Raw genomic sequence first — 24,018 nt, 5'->3', positions numbered from 1 at the left:
CGCCCGGGACGAGACCGGCGGCGGGGCGCGGCCCGAAAGTCGCAGGGTGCCGCTAGGTGCAGCGGCCCTGGGGCGGGCAGATGCGGGTGTCCATGCGCCGGGCGCCCGGCCCCTCCTCGCCCAGCCGGTCGTAGGGGTTGGCCAGCACGCACCGGTCGAGCGACAGGCAGCCGCAGCCGATGCAGTCGGTCAGGTCGTCGCGCAGCCGCTGGAGCTGCTCGATGCGGTCGTCCAGCTCGGCCCGCCAGGTGGCCGACAGCCGCGCCCAGTCGTCGCGCGTCGGCGTGCGCTCCTCCGGCAGCGCCGACAGGGCGTCCCTGATGGTCTTCAACGGGATGCCGAGTCGCTGGGCCAGCCTGACGAACGCCACCCGGCGCAGCGTGTCGCGGGTGTAGCGTCGCTGGTTGCCGGCCGTGCGGCGGCTGGAGATGAGGCCCTTGGCCTCGTAGAAGTGGAGCGCCGACACGGCGACCCCGCTGCGCTCGGCGAGCTGCCCGACGGTCAGCTCCTTGGAGTTCCACGCCGCCCTGGTCATAACCTCAACTCTACTTGAGGATCGCTGGGGCGCTCGAAGAACGTCTCCAGCACCACGACCGTCTGCGTGCTGGTGACCCCCTCCACCTCGAACACCTGCCGCAGCACCTCCTGGAGCCGGCGCGTGCCCGCTGTACGGACCTTGAGCAGGAGTGAGGCCGGGCCAGCGATGACGTGCGCCTCCTCGACGGCCGGGATCGCGGCGAGCCGCTCGGCCGTGTCGCCCATCCAGGTGCCGCCGTCGACCAGCACGTACGCCACCACGTCGCGGCCGATGGCCGCCGGGTCCACCTCGATCGTGGTGCGCCTGATCACCCCGCGCTCGCGCAGCTTGCGCACCCGCTCGTGGGCGGCCCCGCCGGACAGCCCCACCTCCTTGCCGAGCGACGCGTACGACCGGGTCGCGTCCTCCTGAAGCAGGCCGATCAGCTTCCTGTCGATCTCATCCATTGCCATATGCTATCTCGCCATTCCGGCGTTTGACCAAAGCTCATCCTGTGTTGTTAGCTGCAGGCATGATGGACACCATCCCCACCCACTTCGAGGCGCTGGACGAGCGCTTCGCCGGGGTCGCCGGCGACGACGTGGTCGAGCGGCTCCACTTCGGCACCCGCTGGGCCGAGGGCCCGGTCTACTTCCCGGCCGGCCGGTTCCTGGTCTGGAGCGACATCCCCAACGACCGGATGCTGCGCTGGGACGAGATGACCGGCGCCGTGGGCCCCTTCCGGCGGCCCGCCGGCTACGTCAACGGCAACACCCTCGACCGCCAGGGCCGCCTGGTGTCCTGCGAGCAGGGCAACAGGCGGGTCACCCGCACCGAGCACGACGGCTCCATCACCGTGATCGCCGACCGGTGGCGGGGCAACCGGCTCAACAGCCCCAACGACGTCGTGGTGCGCTCCGACGGCTCCATCTGGTTCACCGACCCGCCGTACGGCATCACCAGCGACTACGAGGGAGTCCGGGCCGAGCAGGAGATCGACGGCTGCCACGTCTACCGGGCCGATCCGGTGACCGGCCGGGTCGAGATCGTCGCCGACGACTTCGAGCGGCCCAACGGCCTGGCGTTCTCCCCGGACGAGAGCCGCCTGTACGTGGCCGACACGCGCCGCAGGCACCTGCGGGTCTTCGACGTGGACGCGGACGGCGCGCTGTCGGGCGGCGCGGTGCTCGCCGAGACGGGGGAGGGCAAACCCGACGGGCTGCGCCTCGACGACGCGGGCCGCGTCTGGGCGGCGGTGGGCAAGGCCGTGCACTGCTACGACCCCGACGGCACGCTGATCGGCATGCTGCACCTGCCAGATCACGTCGCCAACCTGGTCTTCGGCGGGCCCAAGCGCAACCGGCTGTTCATCGCCGCCTCCACCTCGCTCTACTCGCTGATGCTGAACGTGACGGGAGCCCGGCCGGTGTGGGGCTGATCACTCCCAGCTGATCACTCCCAGCGGAAGAGCCGCACCGCGAGCCCGCCGAAGAGCACCAGCCCGCCGACCATGACGCCCAGGTGCAGCGGCTCCGGCCAGCCGCCGGCCCAGGTGTCGCGCAGCGCCTGGGCGAACGGCCCGGCCACCGAGAAGTCGCTGACCGCCCGCAGCGCGTCCGGCATGACCTCGCGCGGGAACCACATGCCGGCCACGAACATCAGGGGGAACATCACCGACGTCCCGATGAGGGGCGCCGCCTTCCCGGTGCGCGCCAGAGCCGCGATCACCAGCCCCATGGCCAGGAGCGCGGCCGTGCCCAGCAGGAACACCAGCACGAACCCGACCGGCTGCCTGGGCATGGACGTCCCCAGCACCAGCCTGCCGGACACGACCAGCAGGACCACCGCGACGGTCCCCAGCGCCAGGTTGATGAGGAGCTGTGTCGCCAGCATCCGGCCCGGGTGGACCGGCGTGGTGGACATCCGCCTGAGCACGCCCTGCTCGCGATAGGTGGTCAGGACGGCCGGCAGCACGGTGAACGCCAGCGTCAGCAGCGCGAGCAGCGTCATCATGGCGGGCAGCTGGGTGTCGATCAGGCGCTCGCCGCCGAACGCCGGATCGGGCTGGGACATGGCGGGAATGCTGCCGATGACCAGCAACAGCAGCACGGGAAGCACGAGGCTGAACACCACGGTCCCCCCGTCGCGCAGGTACAGCTTGGTCTCGACGAGGAGCAACTTCTTCAAGACAGCTTCCTTCCGGTGAGCGCGAGGAACGCGTCGTCCAGCGTGGCCTGCTCGATGCGCAGGTCGGCGGGGATGATCTGGTGCTCGGCCAGCGCCAGCGTGACGGCGGCGGCCAGGTTGCCGGAGCCGGACACCACGACCTGGTCGCCGTTCCTGGTGACCTCGCGCACCTCGGGCAGTGTCAGCAGCAGCCCGTCGGCCACCGGCGCCGACGGCCTGAACCGCACCCGCTGGCCGGAGTTCACCTGGGCGATGAGCCCGGCCGGGGTGTCGGTGGCCGCGACCCGCCCCTTGTCGATGAGCGCGATCCGGTCGCAGAGCCGTTCGGCCTCCTCCATGAAATGCGTGACCAGCACGATCGTCACGCCGGACGCGCGGACCTGCTCGACCAGCTCCCAGGTGTCCCGGCGGGCCTGCGGGTCGAGGCCGGTGGTCAGCTCGTCGAGCACGGCCACGCGTGGCCTGCCCACCAGCGCCAGGGCCACGGACAGCCGCTGCCGCTGCCCCCCGGACAGCTTGGCGAACGCGGTGTCCCGTTTGTCGGCGAGCCCGACCCGGTCCATCAACTCGGCCCAGTCGGCGGGGTCGGGATAGAAGGAGGCGTACAGGTCCAGGGCCTCCCATACCTTGATCTTCTCGGGCAGCGCGGCGCTCTGGAGCTGCACGCCGAGCACGCGGCGCAGCCCGTCCCGCTCGCGGTGCGGGTCCAGCCCGGCCACCCGGACGGTGCCGCCGTCGGGGACGCGCAGCCCCGCGACGCACTCGACCGTGGTGGTCTTGCCGGCGCCGTTCGGGCCGAGGATGCCGAAGATCTCCCCCTCGGCGACCTCGAACGACACGTCGTCCACCGCCACATGGGCGGGGTAGCGCTTGTGGAGGTTGCTGACCTCGATCACCTTCATGACATCGACGGTAGAAACGGCGCCTTCCGCGCGGAATGCGGCTGGGTGCCGGGCGAAGGTGTACCTAGGTGCAGTGTCCGCAACCGGGCGGGTCGCGCAGACTTGGGGGCATGCTGAGAAGGTACGGCCGGGCTCTCACCCTGCTCGGGCTGATCGTCGTGCAGGCCGCCGTGGTGCTGGTGTCCGTGGTGTTCCTCCTGCTGGCGTTCGCGCTGGGGATGGTCTTCCTCTATCCGCCGCACGTGCGGCTGGTGCGGGGGCTCGCGCAGGACGCCCGCCGCCGGTCCGCCGCCTGGACGGGCATCGTGATCGACCCGCCGTACCTGCCGGAACCGCCGCCCCCGCAGCCGGGGCCGGACGGCATGTACCGCTCCGATCGGACGCTCTACCGGACGCCGCGCATCCCCGCCTGGAGCGCCAGGTGGACGTGGATGCTGAGCGACCCGGCCACCTGGCGCGACGGGCTGTGGCTGCTGCTCGACCCGCTGATCAAGATCTGCCTGCTGCCGCTGCTCCTGGTCGTTCCCGGGCGCGGACTGCGCCTGTACGCCCTGTGGTGCGAGCTGCTGCTCGCGCCGACCACGGCCAGCCGGCTGGCCGGGCAGGTCACCCACCTCAACCAGGCGCGCAACCTCGCGGTCGGCTCCCAGGCCGCCGAGATGCGCCGCATCGAGCGCGACCTGCACGACGGCACCCAGGCGAGGCTGGTGGCGATCGGCATGACCCTGGGCGCCGCCGAGGAGCTGATCGACAATGACCCCGCCTCGGCCAGGGCGCTGCTCGCCAAGGCCAGGGAGGCCTCCGCCGACACCCTGACGGAGCTGCGCCGGGTCATCCGGGGCATCCACCCGCCCGTGCTGGCCGAGCGCGGGCTCGCCGACGCCGTGCGGGCGCTGGCCATGGACAGCCCGCTGGCGGTGAGCGTGGAGGTGGACCTGCCGCACCGCCCGGAGCCCCCGGTGGAGGCCGCCGTCTACTTCGCGGTCAGCGAACTGCTGGCCAACGCCGCACGGCACGGCGACGCCCGTTCGGCGACCGTCGACGTCCGCGTCCACGACGCAGACCTGCGGGTGAGCGTGACCGACGACGGGCTGGGCGGCGCCGACCCGAGCGGGGGCAGCGGCCTGACCGGCATCGAACGCCGGCTCGCCGCCTTCGACGGGGTGATGGCCATCACCAGCCCGCCCGGCGGGCCGACCTCCGTGACCATGGATCTGCCGCGCGTGCTGCCCGAGCACTGGGCGGGCAACCTGCCGAGGATGCCGCGCTGGAAGGCCGCGCTGGTCGTCTTCCTCTGGCTGACGGCCTGGTGCCCCACCTTCCCGCAGGGCGTCGTCGCCGCCGTCTTCAAGACCTTCGAGATCCCGACCAGGTCGTGGTTCCTCGCCCTCTACCTGCCCGGCCCGTGGCAGTGGCCGGCCATCCTGCTGATGATCGCGGTGGGTGTCTCCATGTACGTCCTGGCGCTCACGATCCCCGCCGCCCACAGCAGGGGACGCTGGATGGTCGAGGCGTCGCCGCGTCGCCCAGGGTTCCGCGCATGAGCCGCGTCCTCATCGCCGAGGATCTCTACCTGCTCCGCGACGGCCTGGTCCACCTGCTCCAGGCCCACGGCTTCACCGTCGTGGCGGCCGTGGAGAGCGGGCCCGAGCTGCTCAAGGGGCTGGTCGAGCTGCGCCCCGACGTGTCCGTAGTGGACGTGCGGCTGCCGCCCACGTTCACCGACGAGGGGCTGCAGGCGGCGCTCGCGGCCCGCCGGCAGGTGCCGGGGCTGCCCGTCCTCGTCCTGTCCCAGCACGTCGAGCAGCTCTACGCCCGCGAGCTGCTCGCCGACGGCTCCGGCGCGATCGGCTACCTGCTCAAGGACCGGGTCTTCAACGCCGAGCAGTTCGTCGACGCCGTACGCCGGGTGGCGGAGGGCGGCACGGCCATGGACCCCGAGGTGATTGCCAAGCTGCTGGCCAGCAACGCCCGCCACGAGCCGCTGGCCGCCCTGACGCCCCGCGAGCGCGAGGTGCTGGAGGCCATGGCCGAGGGCAGGTCCAACGCCGCCATCTCCCAGCGGCTCTACCTCAGCGAGAGCGCCGTCGCCAAGCACACCGCGAACATCTTCGCCAAGCTCGGCCTCGCCCCCTCCGACGACGACAACCGGCGCGTCCTGGCGGTCCTCGCCTACCTCAACAGCCGCTGACCTCCCGGCGACCGCCGGCCGGGTTTGTCGGTCCCACCCGATACCTTCGGAGGAGGCAGGCGAGAGGAAAGGGTCGATCAGGTGAAAATCCGGGTTAACCGCGATGTACTGGCTGACGCGGTGGCGTGGGCCGCCAGGGTCCTGCCCAGCCGTCCTGTGATGCCCGTGCTCTCCGGGTTGCTCATCGAGGCCGGCGACGAGCTGACGCTGTCGGCGTTCGACTATGACGTCTCGGCGCGGGCCAGGATCGACGCCGACGTGGCCGAGGCGGGCGGCGTGCTCATCCCCGGCCGGCTGCTGGCCGAGATCAGCCGCAGCCTGCCCGGCGAGCAGGTGGAGATCGTCACCGAGGGCGCCGAGGCGGTGCTGACCTGCGGCAGCGCGGAGTTCGGCCTGGTCACCATGCCCATCGAGGACTTCCCGACCATGCCGACGATGCCGCCAAGCATCGGCGCGGTCGGCGGCGGGGTGTTCGCCTCGGCCGTCGGGCAGGTCGCGCCCGCCTCCAGCCGCGACGACACGCTGCCCATGCTCACCGGCATCCGCGTCGACATCGAGGGCGAGACGGTCACGATGGCCGCCACCGACCGCTACCGGATCGCCGCGCGCGAGTTCGCCTGGCGGCCCGCCCGGCCCGACGTGGCCGTCTCCGCCATGGTGCCCGCCCGCGTGCTGGTCGAGGTGGCCAAGTCACTGCGTGGCGGCGAGGTGCAGGTCGCCATGGGCGACGGGGTGGCCGGCTTCGAGAGCGTCGGCCGCAGCACCACCGTGCGGCTGCTCGACGAGCAGTTCATCGACTACCGCACCCGGCTGACCGCCGACTGGTCCATCAGGGCCGACGTCCGGGTGGGCCCGTTCGTCGACGCGATCAAGCGCGTCGCGCTGGTGGCCGAGCGCAACACCGCGATCCGGCTGTCGTTCACCCAGGGCCAGGTGCTCATCCAGGCGGGCGGCGGCGACATCGGCCGCGGCTCCGAGGTGGTCGAGTGCGACCTGCGCGGCGACGACATCCAGATCGCCTTCCAGTCCCACTTCCTGCTCGACGGCCTCACCGGCATCGAGAGCGAGTTGGCCCGCATCAACATGCAGTCGTCCACCCGGCCGGCCCTGATCCAGGACGTGCCGGGCGACGGCGACCCCGCCTTCCGCTACCTGGTCATGTCCCTCCGCCAGGGCACCTGACCCGACCGCCCCCGGATCCCGAGGGCTAGTAGCGCCCCGCCACCTGTTTGAAGACCCGCTTGAACTCGGCGTAGGCCTCCTCGCCCACCGCCTCGACGTGCCGAGCCTCGATCGCCGCCACGGCCGCGTCCGACTTGACCATGTGGTCCAGCCCCTTGGCCGTCGGCACGATCAGCTTGGCGCGCCGGTCGGCCGGGTCCGGCCGGCGTGCCACGTATCCCAGCGCGACCAGCTCGTCCACGAGCGTGCCGATGACCTGCTTGTGCTGCCCCGACTGGGTGGCCAGGTCGGTGGCCCGGCTGCCCTCCTCGTCCAGGTAGGCCAGCACCGCGCCGTGCCGCGGCCTGAGCTCCGGGTGCCCCTGCTCGGCCACGGCGGCGAACAGCTCCCGCTGCAGCCCGAACAGCGTGCGCCCGGCCAGGACGCCGAGGTCGGGATCCTGCTGCTTGCGCTCACTTCTGCGCACGACCACGCCTCCCAATTAGTCACTTATCTTGATAATCACTAGTTATTACTATATTGTCAGGGCATGACCACAACAGTGGAACTCACCCGGTTTCGCGTGTCCCCGGAGCGTGCCGCCCACCTGCTGGCCGCCCGCCCCGGAATGCTCGCGGACTTCCGCGCCGACCGCGCCGGCTTCCTGGGCGCGCGTCTGGTGCGCCTGCCCGGCGACGAGTGGCTCGACATCGTGGAGTGGCGCACGCCCGAGGACTTCGCCGCCTCCCGCGCCAAAGGCGGCAACCTGCCCGGCATCCGGGCCTTCTTCGACCTGATCGACGAGCTGGTGTCCGCGGAAGCGGGCGCCACGGCAGACAGCGAGAGCAGATCATGACCATCCTCATCACCGGAGCCAACGGCACCGTCTCCAGCGCGGTCCTCCGGTCGCTGCCCGTCAAGGACGACGTGCGGGTGCTGGTACGGGATCCGGCCAAGGCCCCCGCCGGGTACGAGGTGGCCGTCGGAGACCTGGACGACCCGGCGACACTCGGCGAGGCGTTCGACGGCGTGGACACGCTCTGGCTGCTCACCGCCATGGGCCCACAGGCGCCGCACGCCAGCATGAACGCGGTCTGGGCGGCCCGCCGGGCCGGCGTGCGCCACGTCGTCCGCCTGTCGGCCATCGGCGCCGCCCACGACGCCCCCACGCGCAACGGCCGGCTGCACGCCCTCTCCGACGTGGAGCTCCAGGCCTCCGGCCTCGACTGGACGATCATCCGCCCGGCGTTCTTCATGCAGAACCTGCTCGGCGCGGTGAACGGCGGCACCCTGTACGGCTCCACCGGCCAGGGCCGGATCGGCCTCATCGACACCAGGGACATCGGCGAGTTCGCCGCCAAGGTCCTCACCGATCCCCGACCGCACACAGGCAAGGTCTACACCCTCACGGGCCCCGCCAGCATCTCCCTGGGGGAAGCGGCAGGTCACCTGGGGGACGTCTACGGCAGGCCGATCTCCTACCAGCCGCTGTCGCCGGACCAGGTCCACGCCGCCATGCTGGACGCCGGGCTCCCGGAGTGGATCGCCGCGGTCAGCGTCGAGTACGCCGTCGCCTACGCGGGCGGCTGGGGCGACTACACCACGCCGGACTTCACCTCGGTCGTGGGTCACGCCCCGCGCTCGTTCCTGGACTTCGCCCACGCCCACGCCGACCGGCTCGCGGCCCCGACTTCGTCCTGACCGGTCCCCGCGTCCAGGGGTCTGCGGTCGGCGTGCCGCCGCGTCACCCGCCAAGGACGACCGTCCGTACGGACGGCCGCCGGGCTGCCCGGACGTGCCGTAAGGAGGAAGGCCGTGTCGCCGTGGAGGGGGAAATCCGTGTCGAAAACGAAAAGTCGTTACGACTCGGTCAGAGCGATGAGGATGTGCTCCATGCAGGCGTGGCTGGCCCGCTCGGCGGCGCTGGCATCGCCGGCGGCGATGGCGCGGGCGATCGCGTCGTGCGGGATGTAGCTCTTGTTGAGCGACGTGCCGGCGGCCGTGATGCTGGCCCGGAGCGCGGCCGAGAAGTCCTCGAACAGGTCGATGAGCACCAGATTGTGCGTGGCGTGCGTGACGGCCATGTGGAAGGCGAGGTCAGCCTCGACGAAGTAGTCGGGGTCGTCGAGCTCCCAGGCCCGGTCGCGCTCGGCGAGGGCGGCCTCGATGCGCTTGATGTCGTCGTCGGTGCGCCGGGCGGCGGCCAGCCGGGCCGACTCGACCTCCAGCGCGCGCCGCACCTCAAGGATCTCGAGCTGCTCCGCCTGCTTGAGCCGGCGGAGCATGGCCCCCGAGAGCTCGCTGGTGGCCCGGACGTAGGTGCCGTCACCCTGGCGGCACTCCAGCAGCCCGGCGTGCGTCAGCGCGCGCACGGCCTCGCGAACGGTGTTGCGGCCGACCCCGAGCTGCTCCGCGAGCACGGTCTCGGTCGGGATCTTGCCGTTCATCTGCCACGACCCTGATGTGATCTGCTCCTTGAGCTGATCGATCACCTGGTCCACGAGCGAAGCCCGCTGCGTCGTACGCAGACTCACAGTCCGCCTCCTCCGGGGAAACCAATCATCCTATGAGTCAATGACTGGTAGACCCTAATTATTCCAGACCGTTCAGCACAAATCTGGAACTTCCCCGGAGTCCTTCGTCAGCGGGAAACCGAGGCGTCGACCGTCAGGCCTGCCAGCGCGGAGCGCACTCCTGCCGCTTCCAGGGCCTTACGATACGCGGCCGTCTGATGACCCTGGTCACCGACCCGACCGTACAGGTCGCCCAGCTCGCGCCAGCAGCGGGCCGCCTGCCTGTCGGAGCCGAACGCCGGCCGGTCGAGCGTCTCCAGCAGCCCGCGGGCGGCGTTGAGGTGCTTGGCGGCGTCGCCCCCGAGGTCGAGCGCGACCGTGGCGAGCACCAGGTGGGCCTCGGCGGGGACCGTGTGGGGAGCGGCGTGTGCCAGGTCGAGCGCCGCCGACGCCAGTTCGCCGGCCCGCGCCGGGTCGGCCACGCGCAGCCTGACCCGCCCGTGCGCGATGAGCGCCTCGCCGTGCTCGCGGGTGGTGTCCGGCGTCGCGGCGAACGCCCTGGTCGCCTCCCGCGCCAGGTGCTCGGCCTCGTCGACCGGCGTGGTGGCCAGCGTGGCCCAGTGCATGGCGGTCCGGGCGAGCTGGAGCGCGAGCCTGGTGGAGCGGCCCGCGGTGATGGCGTCGTCGGCCAGGCGAACGGCCAGCGCGGAGTCGTCGCCGGCCGCGGCGGCGGCGCTCGCCTGCCACAGGGTCCGGATCTCTCCGGAACGGTCCACAACGTCGGGCACGCCATTGTCGTCGAGCACCCGCGCGACGAACGCCGGGGCGGCGGAGCCCTCGTCGAGCTCGCCGCGGGCCTCGACGATCGCGGCGGCCAGGTCGATGGCGATCTCGCCCTGCGTGATCGACAGCTTGAGCGCCTGCTCCAGCGCGTGGGCGGCGAGGTCACGGGCGCGCAGCCGGTCGCCGGCACGCTGGTAGCAGCGGCTCAGCGCGACGGTCAGCGGCAGGTCGGCCAGCCGCTCGGGGTGCGCCGACGCCTCCCTGCGCAGCCGCTCGAACGCCTCGACGGCCTGGCCCAGCCGGCCCTGCGCCTCCAGAGCGCGCGCCCGGCCGAAGCGGGCGTGCGCCGTGAGCATGGCGTTCTCCTCGTCGGCGGCCTTCACGATCTCCGTGAAGCGCTCGGCGGCGACGGCCGGATCGCCATGCTGGAGCTCCAGCTCGGCGTGACGCAGCCCGAGCTCGGTGTCGATGCGCTGCCGAGGCTCGATCCCGTGCAGGAGGAACTCGGTGGTGCACCCCAGGCGCTCGGCCAGGAGTCGGGCTACAACCGGAGTCGGAGTGCGCTTACCCGACTCGATGAGCGAGACATAACTGTCAGACAGGTCGGGTCCGGCCAGTTGGGCCTGGGACATCCGCCTGTTCAGCCGCAGTCCGCGGACGCGGTCACCGATGGTTCCCTGACTCGGCATCTCATCTCTCAAGGCGGGGAAGGGTCAACAACACGCAATGATTGCATGAAGTAGCCGAATCTGGTATCCCCACGTGAAGAAATCCGCACGTGCGGATTAATCGTCACCGCTGTCCTGGCTGGGGAAAAGCATCTGACAGACCTCGAGGTAGAGGGTCTCGGGGTACGGAATGTAGTCGACGTTGGACAGCGCCTGATCTTGACCGGCCGATTCGAGGATGAACTCACCGTAACCGAGCATGCGCCCAAGGAGAGATCGCTTGAAGCTCATGTCGGTGACCTTGGCGAGGGGCATCATCGCGACCTTGCGCGTGATCAGACCCGTCGTCAGCAGCATGCGTTTCGAGGTCACCACAAAGTAGTCGACCGACCACTCCGCGACTTTCCACACGAAACGGATCAGCAGCACCAGCCAGAGCCACCAGACGACGACGAGGGCCGTGCCGCCGCCTCCGTTGTCGCCGAGGAACTTGCTGAGCAGCCCGGCGAGGATCAGGCCGCCGAAGACCTCGGCGACGGGGCGGAGCAGCACGGCCGGGTGGCGCCGCACCATGATGACCTGTTGTTCGTCGGGGAGTAGGTAACGGTTGACCGACGACGGGGCGGAGTCCCCGTGGGTCACAAGTCTCATGCGAGGTTGTTCACGAATTGGGCCAGGGAGTCGGCCGCGTTGATCACGCTGTCGAAGGCCCCCTTGACCGCGGTGGCGGCCTCGGATGGTCGCGCCAGCAGGTAGTAGGCGGCAAATGCGATGCCGCCGTATGAGAGGACTTTTTTGACCTGCACTGTCTGCCTCCGAGATGTTACCCACTACACCCGCCGTATACATTACCCACCCGGCCGCCCGGGTAAAGGTGACTTCACGGCTTGGTCATGATCTTGCTTAACCGCGTTCGCTGGCGACCAGCGCCAGAACGTGAAGATGCTTGCGCGCGATCCGCTCGACGAGGCTGGGATGGGCGTAGCCCGTGACTTCCAGCGCGCCGTAGTGTGCGGCCTCGACGCAGCGCGTTACGGTGGTCGCGGAGTGAACGCCGGCGAACTCGTCGCACAGCGCGGCCTCGACGTCCGCGTACGGAGTCGGATCCGCCTCGGTGTGCTCGCTCACGAGAACACCCCGGTAGTCGGAAAATCGCTCATCGCGCCCCCTCGCGCCCATGCGGAAGCTGCCTTCCTCTCCCTGCATACCCACACGACAACAGTATGTAACGAAGAGACCACTCCGCGTGACGGAAGGGGGATTTCCCGGGGCCGCTTTCAGGCGGAGCCGCCCTCGGGCGGGCCCGGCTCCGGCGGAGCCCGGCTCAGACGACGCCGTAGAGCCTGTCGCCCGCGTCGCCCAGCCCGGGAACGATGTAACCGTTCTCGTTCAGCCGCTCGTCCAGCGCCGCCGTCACCACGCGGATCGGCCTGCCGGAGTCGGCGAAGACCTTCTCCATGTACGCCAGCCCCTCCGGCGCCGCGAGCAGGCAGATGGCCGTCACGTCCTGTGCCCCCCTGTCGAAGAGGAACTGCACGGCCGCGGCCAGCGTGCCGCCGGTGGCCAGCATCGGGTCCACCACGAAGCACTGCCGCCCGGACAGGTCCTCGGGCAGCCGGGTGGCGTACGTCTCGGCCTGCAGCGTGGACTCGTTGCGGATCATGCCGAGGAAGCCGACCTCCGCCGTGGGCAGCAGCCGCGTCATGCCGTCGAGCATGCCGAGCCCGGCGCGCAGGATCGGCACCACCAGCGGGTACGGGCGGGCCATCCGCACGCCGTGCGCCTCGGCCACCGGCGTCTGGACGGTCACGTCGGTGATGCGGACGTCGCGGGTGGCCTCGTAGGCCAGCAACGTCACCAGCTCGTCGGCGAGCCTGCGGAAAGTGGGGGAGTCGGTCCGCACATCGCGCAGCGTGGTGAGCTTGTGGGCCACGAGCGGATGGTCGACGACGAGGGTTTTCATAGGGGACAAGGCTATCTTGTGAGGGACGTACCGGCACGATGTGCCTCCGGTTTTGATCACAATTTGGTCGGAGCGGCACACGGCGGCGGGTCACGTCTGAAACGATTGGAACTCGGAGAGGCCACGTCAGGTGGGGTGTGCGATGACAGACGAAGACGTGTTCGACTTCGCCGTCGTGGTCTATCGGGAGGACGAGTGCTGGGACGCCGAGATGCTCCCGGTGACACTTACGTCCGACCTCCACGGCCTGATCAAGGCCCTGCGGCAGCAGCCGAGCGAGAGCGGCACGATCGGGCTGGTCGCCGTGGGCGACGAGTTCTTCGTGGCGCTGCGCGTGCTGGGTGAGCGGGTCGACGTGTTCCTGTCCGACATCGCGGCCTCGTGGGACTTCCCGCTGGCCAGGCAGGTCCTCGAATACCTCGACGTCCCGGTGCCCGACGAGGAGGAGCTCGACGAGATCCTCCAGGACGAGGAGCTGGCGCTGCCCGCCGGCGACCTGTCGATCTTCGCCGACCTGGGGCTCGACGAGATGGAGCTGGGCATCCTGTCCGGTGACATCGACCTGCTGCCCGAGGACGTGCTGTCCAGCATCGCCGCTCGACTCGGCTTCTCCGAGCCGTTCGAGCGTGCCCTCGAATCGGTCTTCGGCTGACCCCATCTGGAGCGGGACACATGGCGGCCAACACCTTTTCCGCGGCGTTCGTCAAGACCACCGGCGGCTGGAGCGGCGCCGAGGTCGACCTGGGCGAAGCCGAGATCGTCGACGACCTCGGCGACGCCGTGACGGAGGCCCTCGGCCTGTCGGGCGACGAGCTGGCGCTGCTCTGTGTCGAGGTGGAGGACGAGTGGTTCGCCATCGCGCGCTACTTCGGCGAGGACGAGCCGCGGGTGTTCCTCTCCGACGCCCACGCGATCGCGCCCGGCAGCCTCGGTGAGCTGTTCGCCGAGTTCGCGGGCGTGGCCCCCGAGAAGGAGGGCAACACGCTCGGCGTGCGGCCGGCGGGTGACTTCGAGTTGCTCAGCGACCTCGGCATCAGCTCCGACGAACTGCTGGAGCTCAGCATGGAGGAGGGCGTGCTCCCGGCCGACGTGCTTTCGGTGATCGCCGAGCGGCTGTCGTTCGGCGACGAGCTCGACCGGTTGCGGTGACCCACGCCGAGGCGATGCGCCTGGCCCTGGCCGAGGCCGTCGCCGCGGGGGCCCGCGGTGAGGTGCCCGTCGGGGCCGTGGTGCTCGACCCGCTCGGCGAGGTGCTGGCGGCCGCGGGCAACGACCGCGAGTCCGGCGCCGACCCGACCGCCCACGCCGAGATGCTGGCGCTGCGGGCGGCGGCGCGGCGGCGCGGGCAGTGGCGGCTCGACGGCTGCACGCTCGTGGTCACGCTGGAGCCCTGCACGATGTGCGCGGGCGCGGCCGTGCTCGCCCGGGTGGCGCGCATCGTGTACGGCGCGACGGACGAGAAGGGCGGCGCCGTGGGCTCGCTCTGGGACGTCGTCAGGGACCGCCGGCTCAACCATCGCCCCGAGGTCGTCATGGGCGTGCTGGCCGAAGAGTGCTCGGCTGCGCTCAAGGAGTTCTTCGCCACTCGGCGGATCCGGTAAGCTCGTCGGCGGTGGTGTCGCCTAGTGGCCGAGGGCGCACGCCTCGAAAGCGTGTGATGGGGCAACTCATCCGTGGGTTCAAATCCCACCACCACCGCCGGCCGAAAGGGCCTGCGATCCTGATGGATCGCAGGCCCTTTCGCTTGTTCCGGCGGGGGACTGTCTCAGGTGGGCAGCTCCAGCACGCGGGCGTGCAGGATGGATCGTTGGTGGAGCGCGGCCCGCAGCGCCCGGTGCAGGCCGTCTTCCAGGTACAGCTCGCCCTGCCACTGCACCACGTGCGGAAAGAGATCACCGTAGAACGTGGAGTCGGCGGCGAGCAGGGAATGCAGGTCCAGCATCGCCTTCGTGGTGATCAACGAGTCGAGCCGGACCTGCCGCGGCGGTATCTGGGCCCAATCTCGATTGGTCAGACCATGTTCGGGATAGGGGCGTCCGTCGCCGACCAGCTTGAAGATCACCCCATTGATTTTAGGAGAGAAACGGCCTTCTTGTACTGTTCGCTGCTGTTATCCCAGCTCAGCGGTGTCGCAGCGGGTGGGCTGACCGGTCGTGTAGCCCTGTTTGAAGGCGTCGACACGCTGCCGGGAGGAGCCGTGGGTGAACGACTCGGGATCGACCCGGCCCTGGGTCCGCTGCTGGATGCGGTCGTCACCGACCGCGGCGGCCGCGTCGAGGGCCTCGGCGATCTCGGTGTCGGTGAACGGCTTGTCGTAGAAGCCGGTGTCGACGGCGTTCTTGGCCCACACGCCCGCGTAGCAGTCGGCCTGCAGCTCCGTGGCCACCGAGCCGCCGCCTTCGAGGCCGCCGACGAGGTTCTGCACGTGGTGGCCGTACTCGTGGGCGATCACGTATGCCTGGGCGAACGGCCCGCCCTTGGCACCGAAGCGGCTGTGGAGGTCGTCGAAGAAGCTCAGGTCCAGGTAGACGCGCTGGTCGGCGGGACAGTAGAAGGGACCTACCGAGGAGTCGGCCGCGCCGCACGCGGTGCGCACGCCGCCGCTGTAGAGGACCGTCTTGGCCGGCCGGTAGCCGGAGACCTCGTCCCTCCAGTAGTCCTGGATGCTGTTGACCACGCCCACGACCCGGCACTTCTCCGACTGGTCGGCGTCCTTGCCGGTCCGGCACTGCTGGGCGAGGTTGGAGGTGGGCTGCGCTCCCACCGGCTGCTCGGCGCCGCTCCCGCCGTCACCGAGGCTGTTCAGCAGGATGACGGCGATCGTCACGATCAGGCCGATGATGCCCCCGCCGCCGATGACCATGCCGCCGGGGAACCTGCCCCCGCCCCCGCCGCTGCCGCCGACGTCCTCCACCTGGGAGGCGTCGAGGTTGGCGTTGTCTCTGAAGTCCATCGCCGAAGTCCCTCCTCGGAAGAGCCCGCAGGAAGTGCTTCCCCCGGACGGCTCCGAGATGCCAGGGCCGGGCCGGGAGGCGCCCGGACCCGGCCACGACGTGTCAGCTAATCTTGCGAAATGACCACAGGCTTGATCGGGATCGCCCTGGTGTCACTGGGCATGGTCCTCACCCCCGGCCCGAACATGATCTACCTGGTGTCCAGGTCGATCACCCAGGGTCGCCGTGCCGGTCTCATCTCGCTCACGGGCGTGGCCCTGGGCTTCACGATCTATCTGACCGCGACCTGTCTGGGTCTGACCGCGATCTTCGCGTACGTGCCCGCCGCGTACACGGCGCTGAAGCTCGCCGGGGCCGCCTACCTGCTCTGGCTCGCCTGGACCGCCGTCCGGCCCGGCGGCACCTCGGCCTTCGAGCCGCGCGAGCTGGAGGCCGAGCCGCCGCGCCGGCTGTTCGCCATGGGCCTGTTCACCTGCCTGCTGAACCCCAAGATCGCGATCCTCTACCTCTCGCTGCTGCCGCAGTTCATCGACCCGGCCATGGGTGACGTGCTGCTGCAGAGCCTGGCGCTCGGCTCGGTGCAGATCGCGATCGGCACCCTGGTGAACGGCCTGATCGCGATCTCCGCGGGGGCCCTGGCCGCGTTCCTCGCCCGCCGGCCGCTGTGGCTGCGGGTGCAGCGCTACTTCATGGGCACCGTCCTGGCCGGCATCGCCGTCCACCTGGCCACCGACCGTTCCCGGGCGCTCACGACGGCCTAGGGACGTCCTGGCGATATCAGGAGGCGAGACTCGCAGCCAGCACCAGGCTGGCCGCGCCGCGGGCGTGACCGCTGTCGTCCCACGGCCTGAGGGTGATCTCCAGTCCGGGCAGCGCCGCGATGACCCCCTCGTCGACCGCGCGGTGGAAGCCGGGCGCGAGGTACGGCCACAGGACGTGGCTCTCCCCGATGACGGTCAGCGCCCGCACGGCCAGCACGTTCACCACGCCGGCGACGGCCCGGCCGAGGATCTCGCCGGCCTCGGCGAGCAGATCGCGCATGCCCGGGGCGTCGTCGGCGGCGAGGCGGCGCAGCCCCTCCAGCGTCGGCGGCGCGCCGACCAGGCCGCGCGCCACGGCCTCGGCGGCGAGCGCGTAGTCCGCGACGTACGCGTCGACGCAGCCGCGCCGTCCGCACACGCACTTCGGGCCGCCCGGACCGGTGGGCACGTGGCCGAACTCGCCGGCCACCCCGTCGGGGCCGCGATGGACCCGGCGGCCCAGCACGATGCCCATCCCCACGCCGTCGCCGATGGCCAGCACGAGGAAGTCGTCGTGGTCGCGGCCGGTGCCGTAGAGCAGCTCTCCCGTGGTGGAGGCGCGGGTGTCGTTGTCGATCAGCACGGGCACCGGCAGGCGCGCCGCCAGCGGCGGCTGGAGCGGCAGGTCGGTCCACCCCATGCGCGGTGACAGCCGTACCGTGCCGGTGCCGGGGTCGATCACGCCCGGGACGGCCAACCCGATGCCGAGCACCCGCGAGCCGGTCGCGGGATCGCGCAGCACGTCCTCGCACGCCGCCGCGAGCTGCCGCACGGGGTCGCCCGTGGGCGAGAACGGCCGGGTGAAGCGGGCCACCTCGCTCCCGTCGAGCCGGGCCAGCACGCCCATCAGGTGGTCGGAGTGGACGCGCAGGCCCAGCGTGTAGGCGGCGTCGGGGACGACCTCCAGCGGCACCTTCGGCCGTCCTCGGCCGCTGACCTGCGGCGGCAGCTCGCGCAGGAAGCCCAGCTCGATCAGGCGGCGGGTGTGCTCGGTCACCGTCGCGGCGCCGAGGCCCAGCCCGGCGGCGATCTGTGACCGGTTGAGCGGCCGTGACCCGAGCATGGCGAGGATCTCCGCCTTGATCAGGTCTTCCCGGTACGGGGGTGGGGGCATGTCGCTCATTCTTCCTCTCTTGACGCCCTGCACGTCCCGACCCTAAGGTCAGCCACCATAATAAATTCGCCCCCGAAAAATATCACGGGCGGCGTCCAGGAGGGAGCGCAGATGCGCATGCGCAGAAGCGTCCTGCCGGCCCTGGGGCTGGCAGGCATGATGGTCGCCGCCGCGTGCGGCGGCGGAGGTTCCGGCACGTCGGGCGGTGCCCGGGACACCGGAGGCACCGTCACGCTGGACTGGGAGATGTGGGCCGGCAGCGAGGACGAGAAGGCCCAGCTCGACCATCTCGCAGCGCTCGTCACCCAGAAACACCCCACCATCAGGGTGAGACTCCGCACGGCGCCGTTCAACGACTACTTCACCAAACTTCAGACCGAGTTCGCGGCCGGCAAGCAGCCGTGCGTGGTGTCCATGCAGAGCCTGCGCCTCAGCGCCTACGCCGACCTGCTGGAGCCGCTCGACGGCAAGGCCGACACCCAGGGCTTCGCCCCCTCCGCCCTGGAGACGCTCAAGCTGGGCGGCAAGCAGCTCGCCCTGCCGTACGACCTGGCCTCGATGCTCCTCTACTACAACAAGGACGCCTTCGCCAAGGCGGGCGTGGCCGAGCCGAAGAGCGGCTGGACCGTCGCCGACTTCGAGCAGGCGGCCAAGAAGCTCTCCACCGGAGGCAAGGCCGGGTTCGGCATGTCCTTCGCCGACCTGCACTCCCTGTCGCTCATGCTGTCCTACAACGGGGCCCAGCCGGTCACCCCGGACGTGAAGCTGCAGTTCGACAGCCGGCCCATGGCGGACGCGCTCACCTGGTACGCCGGCCTGGCCGCGAGCAAGGCGGCGCTGGTGCCGGCCAGCTCGTCCGACGTGGGCTGGGGCGAGACGCAGTTCGTCAACGGCAACGCCATGATGGCGGTCGACGGGTCGTGGAACATCGGCTCGGCGGTCAAGGACGCCAAGTTCGCGGTCGGCTTCGCGCCGCTGCCCGCCGGGTCCGGCGGGGCCAAGACCTACCTCGCCGCCTCCGGCTTCGGCGTCGCCAAGGGCTGCCCCTACCCGCAGGAGGCCGTCAAGGCCGTATCGGTGCTGGCCGGGCCGGACGCCCAGGCCTACCTCGCCGGGCAGGGCCGCAGCTTCCCGTCGCGCACCGACCAGCAGGCCACCTACGAGGAGTTCCTCGTCAAGCAGGACCCGCGCAACGCCGAGGCGGTGCGCGGCGCGATCGCCTCGCTCAAGGACGGCCTGGCCGGCGGCGTCCCCCTGTTCACCACCAAGAACTGGGACAGCGTCAGCAAGCTCATGGCGCAGTACCTCATCCAGGTCTACACCGGTGACCAGGCGCCCGAGGCCGCGCTCGGCACGATCCAGCAGCAGAGCGCCCGCGGCCAGTGAACCCGCGCACGACAGAGCAGTGGAGCGCGCTCGGCTTCGTCACGCCGAGCGTGCTCGGGCTGGGACTGTTCACCCTGTTCCCGGTCGGGATGGCCGTCGTCATGAGCTTCTTCGAGTGGCCCATGCTCGGCACGCGGGAGTTCGTCGGCCTGGAGAACTTCCGCTACCTGCTCGGCGAGGACCCCGACTTCCTGACCGCGCTGCGCAACACCTTCGTCTTCACCGGCCTCTACGTGCCGCTCAACCTCCTGCTCGCGCTCGGCCTGGCGTTCTGGATCAACCGGTCACGCTGGGCGAACCTGTGGCGGGTGCTGTTCTTCGTCCCGGCCATCACCCCGATGGTGGCCAACGCGGTGATCTGGAAGTTGCTCTTCCAGGCCGTCGGCGGGGAGCCGAACCTGCTGGCCGACGGGCGCACCGCGCTGCTGGCCGTGGTCGCGATGAGCGTGTGGCAGGGGTTCGGCTACAACATGATCGTCTTTTCCGCGGCCGTCAACGAGATGTCGCCCAGCGTGCTGGAGGCCGCCTCGCTCGACGGGGCGACCGGGCTGCGCAGGCTCGTCAGCGTGCAACTGCCGCTGATCTCGCCGGCGCTGTTCTTCGCGACGACCATGACGCTGATCAACGCGCTGCAGGTCTTCACCCAGCCCTACATCCTCACGGCGGGCGGGCCGGGCAACGCCACCGAGACGCTGGTCATGAACGTCTACCAGGCCGGCTTCGAGTCACGCGACCTCGGGCTGGCCGCCGCGGGCGCGTGGCTGCTGTTCGCGATCATCCTCGGCGTCACGGCCGTGCAGTTCCTGGGCCAGAAACGGTGGGTCCACTATGAGAGCTAGCCGCGTGCTGTCGCACATCCTGCTGGCCGGCGTCGCCCTGGCGTTCCTCTACCCGCTGCTCTTCGCCGTCGCCACGGCGCTCAAGCCGCCGGGCGAGACGTTCGGCTCGCCGACCGCGCTGATCGGCTCCGAGCTGCGCTGGCGCAACTTCGCCGAGGTCTTCGACTACGTGCCGTTCGAGCGCTACATCGGCAACGGCGTGCTCGTGTCGGGCGTGGGCACCCTCGTCGTGCTGGCCGCCTCGGCGCTGTCGGCCTACGCCTTCGCCGCGCTGCGCTGGCGCGGCCGGGACGGCGTCTTCCTCGTCTTCCTGGCCACCATGATGGTGCCGCAGGAGGTGCTGGTCGTGCCGATGTTCCTGCTCATGCAGGCGTTCGGCTGGGTGGACAGCTACCAGGCGCTCATCTTCCCGTGGGCGTTCACCGCCTTCGGCACGTTCCTGCTGCGGCAGTTCTTCAGGAGCGTGCCGGGCGAGCTGCGCGAGGCGGCGCGCCTCGACGGCGCCGGAGAGCTGCGCATCTTCCTGGGCGTCATGCTGCCGCTCGCCAGGCCCGCCCTGGGGGTGCTCGCGGTGTTCACCTTCATCGGCTACTGGAACAGCTTCCTGTGGCCGCTCATCATGATCAACGATGTGAACGCCAGGGGCACCGTGCCGCTCGGCCTGCAGCTCTTCTTCGGCCAGAACGGCAACCAGTGGCACCTGGTCATGGCCGCCTCCGTCATCTCCATCCTGCCCACCCTGCTGCTGCTCGTCGCGCTGCAGAAACACCTGGTGAAAGGAATCGCCACGGCCGGGCTGGCCGGGCGCTGAAAGGAATCCATGCTCTTCTTCGATCGCCGTACGGGTCCCGACCTCGGCGCGGACGCGCCGGACTACCCCGACAGACCGGTGCCCGACTGGTACCGGGACGCCAAGTTCGGCGTGTTCGTCCACTGGGGGCTGTACTCGGTCGGCGGATGGGCGCCGCCGCGCCGGCCGGGCCAGGACGTGCCCGTGGAGCTCGAGTACAGCCACCACCAGTACGCCGAGTGGTACGCCAACACCCTGCGCATCCCCGGCTCGCCGACCGGCGCGTTCCACGAGAGCGCCTTCGGCGTCGGCACCTCCTACGAGGACCTGGCCGACGACTGGGCGGCCGAGAGGTACGACCCCGACGGCTGGATGCGGCTCTTCGCCGCGTGCGGGGCGCGCTACGTGGTGCCGACGGCCAAGCACCACGACGGCTTCTGCCTGTGGGACACCGCCACGACCCGCTTCTCCAGCGTCCACCGGGGGCCCCGCCGCGACGTCGTCGCCGAGTTGGCCGCCGCCGCCCGGTCGGCCGGGCTGCGCTTCGGGCTCTACTACTCCGGGGCACTCGACTGGCACGTGTCGCACTTCCCGCCGATCCGGTCGCTGACCGACCTGTTCACCTACCGCCGCAACGACCCGGCCTTCGCCCGTTACTGCTTCGACCAGGTGCGGGAGCTGGTCGAACGGCACCGGCCCGACGTGCTGTGGAACGACATCGACTGGCCCGACTCCGCCAAGGCCGCCGGGCCGCACAGCCTGGCCGCGCTGTTCGGGCACTACTACGAGCGCGTGCCCGAGGGAGTGGTCAACGACCGGTGGGGCGTGCCGCATCGGGGCTTCCGCACCCGCGAGTACCGCACCGAGACCACCGCGCCGGAGTGGACGTGGGAGGCGACGCGCGGTCTCGGCGCCTCGTTCGGCTACAACCGCGCAGAGGACGACACCCACCTCATCGACGCCGCCGAACTGGTCCATCTCCTCGTGGACACCGTCGCCAAGAACGGCAACCTGCTGCTCAACATCAGCCCGCGCGGCGACGGCTCCCTGCCCGGTGCGCAGGTCGGCCGGCTGCGCGACCTCGGCCGCTGGCTGGCCGCCCACCCGCACGCCGTCTACGGCACCCGGCCCTGGCGCCGCCACGCCGAGCCGGCGGGCGCGCCGCTGCGCTACACGGTCCGCCCCGACGGGGCGCTCAACGTGATCGCGCTCGACCCGGCGCACGGCGGTTTCCGCCTGCCCGCCGACCTGCTCGGCGTGGCGGTGCGAGGGCCGGGCGCCTACTGGGGCGAGGGCCCGGCGCAGATCGACCCGGACGGGACCGTCACCGTCCCCCCGGCCCTGCGTCACCTGCCGGCCGCCGTTCTGACCCTGCCGCCATCCGGCCCGTAGCCCGTCCGGTGTCCGCCGTTCCACGCATCGGCCGGCCGGCGGCCGGCCGATGGACCAGCTCCGGGACCAGCGTGAGCAGGCCGAGCACGGCCAGCGCGGCGCCGAGCCACAGCGGGGCACGCAGCCCGGCGGCGTCGATGGCCAGCCCGCCGGCCGACGAGCCGACGATGACGCCGAGCGTGATGAACGACGAGTGGACCGTGTTGACCAGTGGCCCGGCGTTGCCGGCTCGCTGGACGCGGGTGACCATGGCCGGGTTCATGGTGACGCCGACCAGGCCGACGCCGAGCATGAAGAGCAGGGCGGGCACGCTGACGTGGGCCAGCAGGGCGAAGCCGGCGAGGAAGACGGCGTTCAGGGCCAGGCCGTACACCTGGACGCCGATGGTGTGCCGGTCGGCGAGGCGGCCGACGACGATGTTGCCGGCCACGGCGGCGGCGCCGTACGCGACGAGCAGGAGCGGGACGGTCCCGGCGGCGAACCCGGTGAGGCGCGTCAGGATCGGGTTGAGGTAGCTGAAGGCGGAGAACGTCGCGCCGATGATGAGCGTGCTGGTGGACAGCGCCAGCCACAGCCGGGGGTTGCGGAAGACGCCCAGTTGCCGGCGCAGGCCCGCGCGGTCGTCCTGCGACCGCTCCAACCGGGGCACCCCGGCCGTCGTGGCGAGGGCGGCGACCAGGGTCAGCGCGCTGACGGCCCAGAACGCCGCCCGCCAGCCGAGGCGGTCGCCGACGAACGTGGACAGCGGCAGCCCGAGCAGGGTGCCCACCATCAGCCCGTTCATGACCACGGCGATGGCGCGCCCGCGTACCTCGGGAGGCGTCAGCCGGACCGTGAGCGAGACGGCCACGCCGAAGAACGCCTGCGAGGCGACGCCGGTGATCACGCGGGCGACCAGCATGACCGCGTACGTGGGGGCGACGGCCGCCAGCACGTTGCCGACGAGGAAGACCGCGAACAGGGTCATGAGCGCGGTCCTGGGGGGCAGCCGCATCAGGGCGACCGTCATGAACGGCCCGCCGACGGCCATGGCGACCGCGAAGGCGGTGATCAGGTAGCCGATCTGCGGGATCGTGGCGTCGAGGCCGGCGGCGAGCCGGGGCATCAGCCCCGCTACGGCGAACTCGCTGGTGACCATGGCGAAGATGCCGAGGGCCAGCACGTACACGGCACGGGGCAAGGGAGCGCTCCTGTCGATCGATTCTGCACTGATCGGTGCAGAACTAGGGTGTGGGAAGGCGGGGCGCCGGGCCGGAAGGGTCAGCGGACCAGGACGTCCAGGGCGGTCGCGGCGATGGCCTCCAGGTCGGCGCGGCCGGCGCCGCCCTTGGCCGACACCCGGATCCCGGCGATCACGGCGTTGAGATAGCGGGCGAGGGAGGCGGAGTCGCGGTCGGAGACGATGTCGCCGGCCCGCCGCGCCTCCTCGATCACGGCCTCGAACGAGTCGAGCCGCCTGCGCAGGTCGCGATCGAGCAGGCGGGAGATCTCCTCGTCGTGCCCGGCGAGCTCCACGGTGGTGTTGACGCTCAGGCACCCGATGCTGGGGCCGCCGCCCCGGTGGCGGAACTCGTCGTCGATGATCTTCGCGAGGAGCGCGCGGACGCGCTCGGCGGCGGACTGCCCGCCCGCGCCGAGGATCTCGACCTGGGCTGCGGTCATGGTGTCGAGGTAGCGGGTCAGTGCCCGCTTGAACAGCTCGTGCTTGCTGGTGAAGGCGTTGTAGACGCTGCTGCGGTCGAGGCCGGTGGCCGCGCAGAGGTCGCGGGTGGACGTGCCCTCGTAGCCGCCCGCCCAGAACGCGCGCATCGCCGCGTCCAGGACCCGTTCCTCGTCGAACGCCCGTGGTCTGGCCATG

At 71.0% G+C, this 24,018-nt stretch carries 30 protein-coding genes and 1 tRNA gene; 15 read left to right on the top strand and 16 right to left on the bottom strand.

Annotated elements, in window-relative coordinates; all coding sequences use genetic code 11:
- Nucleotides 1-52 precede the first annotated feature (52 nt).
- Both soxR and FHU36_RS12550 read right to left on the bottom strand, forming a co-directional pair.
- Entirely contained in the window at nt 53-535 is a 483-nt protein-coding gene (gene soxR, locus FHU36_RS12555; RefSeq protein WP_185083887.1) for a redox-sensitive transcriptional activator SoxR, read from the bottom strand.
- Nucleotides 532-984: an Lrp/AsnC family transcriptional regulator gene (locus FHU36_RS12550; RefSeq protein ID WP_185083886.1), complete on the bottom strand. Its 453-nt coding sequence runs from the start codon at nt 982-984 to the stop codon at nt 532-534. The genes soxR and FHU36_RS12550 overlap by 4 nt, the downstream gene beginning before the upstream one ends.
- A 65-nt stretch (nt 985-1,049) precedes the next feature.
- Between FHU36_RS12550 and FHU36_RS12545 the strand changes: the two genes are divergently transcribed.
- Complete coding sequence (locus FHU36_RS12545) at nt 1,050-1,955, top strand: SMP-30/gluconolactonase/LRE family protein (RefSeq protein WP_185083885.1); 906 nt, start codon at nt 1,050-1,052, stop codon at nt 1,953-1,955.
- A gap of 14 nt (nt 1,956-1,969) precedes the next feature.
- Here the strand turns inward: FHU36_RS12545 and FHU36_RS12540 are convergent, their stop codons facing one another.
- Together FHU36_RS12540 and FHU36_RS12535 are read right to left on the bottom strand one after the other, a co-directional pair.
- The gene (locus FHU36_RS12540; protein ID WP_185083884.1) at nt 1,970-2,704 is read right to left on the bottom strand and encodes an ABC transporter permease; all 735 of its coding nucleotides are present in this window, start codon (nt 2,702-2,704) and stop codon (nt 1,970-1,972) included.
- A complete protein-coding gene (locus FHU36_RS12535) occupies nt 2,701-3,606 on the bottom strand; it encodes an ABC transporter ATP-binding protein (protein WP_185083883.1) in 906 nt (301 codons plus the stop codon). Before FHU36_RS12535 ends, FHU36_RS12540 begins: the two co-directional genes overlap by 4 nt.
- 110 nt (nt 3,607-3,716) lie before the next feature.
- Here FHU36_RS12535 and FHU36_RS12530 point away from each other — a divergent pair, with 110 nt between their 5' ends.
- The 3 genes from FHU36_RS12530 (at nt 3,717) to dnaN (ending at nt 6,979) form a co-directional block, all read left to right on the top strand.
- Entirely contained in the window at nt 3,717-5,150 is a 1,434-nt protein-coding gene (locus FHU36_RS12530) for a sensor histidine kinase (RefSeq protein ID WP_185083882.1), read from the top strand.
- A complete protein-coding gene (locus tag FHU36_RS12525; RefSeq protein WP_185083881.1) occupies nt 5,147-5,797 on the top strand; it encodes a response regulator transcription factor in 651 nt (216 codons plus the stop codon). Before FHU36_RS12530 ends, FHU36_RS12525 begins: the two co-directional genes overlap by 4 nt.
- A gap of 81 nt (nt 5,798-5,878) precedes the next feature.
- Complete coding sequence (gene dnaN, locus FHU36_RS12520) at nt 5,879-6,979, top strand: DNA polymerase III subunit beta (protein WP_185083880.1); 1,101 nt, start codon at nt 5,879-5,881, stop codon at nt 6,977-6,979.
- Nucleotides 6,980-7,004: 25 nt separating this feature from the next.
- Here the strand turns inward: dnaN and FHU36_RS12515 are convergent, their stop codons facing one another.
- The gene (locus FHU36_RS12515) at nt 7,005-7,445 is read right to left on the bottom strand and encodes a MarR family winged helix-turn-helix transcriptional regulator (RefSeq protein WP_185083879.1); all 441 of its coding nucleotides are present in this window, start codon (nt 7,443-7,445) and stop codon (nt 7,005-7,007) included.
- 63 nt (nt 7,446-7,508) lie between these two features.
- On the opposite strand from FHU36_RS12515, the gene FHU36_RS12510 reads away from it, so the two are divergent.
- On the top strand, nt 7,509-7,814 hold the full coding sequence (locus FHU36_RS12510; RefSeq protein ID WP_185083878.1) for an antibiotic biosynthesis monooxygenase: 306 nt from the start codon (nt 7,509-7,511) through the stop codon (nt 7,812-7,814).
- Nucleotides 7,811-8,659 (top strand): SDR family oxidoreductase, encoded by an 849-nt coding sequence (locus FHU36_RS12505; RefSeq protein WP_185083877.1) that lies wholly within the window; start codon nt 7,811-7,813, stop codon nt 8,657-8,659. Before FHU36_RS12510 ends, FHU36_RS12505 begins: the two co-directional genes overlap by 4 nt.
- A gap of 158 nt (nt 8,660-8,817) precedes the next feature.
- On the opposite strand, the gene FHU36_RS12500 is transcribed toward FHU36_RS12505, so the two are convergent.
- From FHU36_RS12500 to upp, 6 genes are all read right to left on the bottom strand, one after another.
- Nucleotides 8,818-9,492 carry a FadR/GntR family transcriptional regulator gene (locus FHU36_RS12500; protein WP_185083876.1) on the bottom strand — a complete coding sequence of 225 codons (675 nt, stop codon included), beginning with the start codon at nt 9,490-9,492 and terminating at the stop codon, nt 8,818-8,820.
- Nucleotides 9,493-9,599: 107 nt separating this feature from the next.
- A complete protein-coding gene (locus FHU36_RS12495) occupies nt 9,600-10,943 on the bottom strand; it encodes a helix-turn-helix domain-containing protein (protein ID WP_185083875.1) in 1,344 nt (447 codons plus the stop codon).
- A 96-nt stretch (nt 10,944-11,039) separates the two neighbouring features.
- Nucleotides 11,040-11,573, bottom strand: a complete 534-nt coding sequence (locus tag FHU36_RS12490) for a PH domain-containing protein (protein ID WP_185083874.1) — start codon at nt 11,571-11,573, stop codon at nt 11,040-11,042.
- Nucleotides 11,570-11,728, bottom strand: a complete 159-nt coding sequence (locus tag FHU36_RS12485; RefSeq protein WP_185083873.1) for a hypothetical protein — start codon at nt 11,726-11,728, stop codon at nt 11,570-11,572. The genes FHU36_RS12490 and FHU36_RS12485 overlap by 4 nt, the downstream gene beginning before the upstream one ends.
- A gap of 97 nt (nt 11,729-11,825) precedes the next feature.
- The gene (locus tag FHU36_RS12480; protein ID WP_185083872.1) at nt 11,826-12,050 is read right to left on the bottom strand and encodes a hypothetical protein; all 225 of its coding nucleotides are present in this window, start codon (nt 12,048-12,050) and stop codon (nt 11,826-11,828) included.
- 196 nt (nt 12,051-12,246) lie between these two features.
- Nucleotides 12,247-12,885: a uracil phosphoribosyltransferase gene (gene upp / locus FHU36_RS12475; RefSeq protein WP_185083871.1), complete on the bottom strand. Its 639-nt coding sequence runs from the start codon at nt 12,883-12,885 to the stop codon at nt 12,247-12,249.
- Between the two features lie 142 nt (nt 12,886-13,027).
- Here upp and FHU36_RS12470 point away from each other — a divergent pair, with 142 nt between their 5' ends.
- From FHU36_RS12470 to FHU36_RS12455, 4 genes are all read left to right on the top strand, one after another.
- Nucleotides 13,028-13,537 (top strand): tRNA adenosine deaminase-associated protein, encoded by a 510-nt coding sequence (locus tag FHU36_RS12470; RefSeq protein WP_185083870.1) that lies wholly within the window; start codon nt 13,028-13,030, stop codon nt 13,535-13,537.
- A gap of 20 nt (nt 13,538-13,557) precedes the next feature.
- Nucleotides 13,558-14,034, top strand: a complete 477-nt coding sequence (locus FHU36_RS12465; protein WP_185083869.1) for a tRNA adenosine deaminase-associated protein — start codon at nt 13,558-13,560, stop codon at nt 14,032-14,034.
- Nucleotides 14,035-14,048: 14 nt separating this feature from the next.
- A complete protein-coding gene (locus tag FHU36_RS12460; RefSeq protein ID WP_185084770.1) occupies nt 14,049-14,486 on the top strand; it encodes a nucleoside deaminase in 438 nt (145 codons plus the stop codon).
- 10 nt (nt 14,487-14,496) lie between these two features.
- Nucleotides 14,497-14,583: transfer RNA gene (locus FHU36_RS12455), tRNA-Ser, on the top strand.
- 67 nt (nt 14,584-14,650) lie between these two features.
- Here FHU36_RS12455 and FHU36_RS12450 read toward each other — a convergent pair.
- Together FHU36_RS12450 and ypfJ are read right to left on the bottom strand one after the other, a co-directional pair.
- The gene (locus FHU36_RS12450) at nt 14,651-14,947 is read right to left on the bottom strand and encodes a type II toxin-antitoxin system VapB family antitoxin (RefSeq protein WP_185083868.1); all 297 of its coding nucleotides are present in this window, start codon (nt 14,945-14,947) and stop codon (nt 14,651-14,653) included.
- A gap of 48 nt (nt 14,948-14,995) precedes the next feature.
- A complete protein-coding gene (gene ypfJ / locus FHU36_RS12445; RefSeq protein WP_185083867.1) occupies nt 14,996-15,838 on the bottom strand; it encodes a KPN_02809 family neutral zinc metallopeptidase in 843 nt (280 codons plus the stop codon).
- Nucleotides 15,839-15,958: 120 nt separating this feature from the next.
- Between ypfJ and FHU36_RS12440 the strand changes: the two genes are divergently transcribed.
- Nucleotides 15,959-16,600 carry a LysE family translocator gene (locus tag FHU36_RS12440; RefSeq protein WP_185083866.1) on the top strand — a complete coding sequence of 214 codons (642 nt, stop codon included), beginning with the start codon at nt 15,959-15,961 and terminating at the stop codon, nt 16,598-16,600.
- 16 nt (nt 16,601-16,616) lie between these two features.
- On the opposite strand, the gene FHU36_RS12435 is transcribed toward FHU36_RS12440, so the two are convergent.
- Nucleotides 16,617-17,762 (bottom strand): ROK family transcriptional regulator, encoded by a 1,146-nt coding sequence (locus FHU36_RS12435; protein ID WP_221495855.1) that lies wholly within the window; start codon nt 17,760-17,762, stop codon nt 16,617-16,619.
- Nucleotides 17,763-17,864: 102 nt separating this feature from the next.
- On the opposite strand from FHU36_RS12435, the gene FHU36_RS12430 reads away from it, so the two are divergent.
- Genes FHU36_RS12430 through FHU36_RS12415 form a run of 4 tightly spaced genes read left to right on the top strand, consistent with a single transcriptional unit; the run spans nt 17,865 to nt 22,160 of the window.
- Nucleotides 17,865-19,139 carry an ABC transporter substrate-binding protein gene (locus FHU36_RS12430; protein ID WP_185083864.1) on the top strand — a complete coding sequence of 425 codons (1,275 nt, stop codon included), beginning with the start codon at nt 17,865-17,867 and terminating at the stop codon, nt 19,137-19,139.
- Nucleotides 19,136-19,978 carry a carbohydrate ABC transporter permease gene (locus FHU36_RS12425; protein ID WP_221495854.1) on the top strand — a complete coding sequence of 281 codons (843 nt, stop codon included), beginning with the start codon at nt 19,136-19,138 and terminating at the stop codon, nt 19,976-19,978. Before FHU36_RS12430 ends, FHU36_RS12425 begins: the two co-directional genes overlap by 4 nt.
- On the top strand, nt 19,968-20,789 hold the full coding sequence (locus FHU36_RS12420; protein ID WP_185083863.1) for a carbohydrate ABC transporter permease: 822 nt from the start codon (nt 19,968-19,970) through the stop codon (nt 20,787-20,789). The genes FHU36_RS12425 and FHU36_RS12420 overlap by 11 nt, the downstream gene beginning before the upstream one ends.
- A gap of 9 nt (nt 20,790-20,798) precedes the next feature.
- Nucleotides 20,799-22,160, top strand: coding sequence for an alpha-L-fucosidase (locus FHU36_RS12415; protein WP_185083862.1), 1,362 nt, complete (start codon nt 20,799-20,801; stop codon nt 22,158-22,160).
- Here FHU36_RS12415 and FHU36_RS12410 read toward each other — a convergent pair.
- On the bottom strand, nt 22,093-23,340 hold the full coding sequence (locus FHU36_RS12410; RefSeq protein WP_185083861.1) for an MFS transporter: 1,248 nt from the start codon (nt 23,338-23,340) through the stop codon (nt 22,093-22,095). The genes FHU36_RS12415 and FHU36_RS12410 overlap by 68 nt on opposite strands.
- A gap of 80 nt (nt 23,341-23,420) precedes the next feature.
- Nucleotides 23,421-24,017 (bottom strand): TetR/AcrR family transcriptional regulator, encoded by a 597-nt coding sequence (locus FHU36_RS12405; RefSeq protein WP_185083860.1) that lies wholly within the window; start codon nt 24,015-24,017, stop codon nt 23,421-23,423.
- Nucleotide 24,018 lies beyond the last annotated feature (1 nt).

Origin of the sequence: Nonomuraea muscovyensis (assembly GCF_014207745.1) — a bacterium.
Lineage (GTDB): Bacteria > Actinomycetota > Actinomycetes > Streptosporangiales > Streptosporangiaceae > Nonomuraea > Nonomuraea muscovyensis.
Note: the sequence above shows the minus strand (reverse complement) of the source record. Positions and strands in the feature narration are given on the sequence as shown.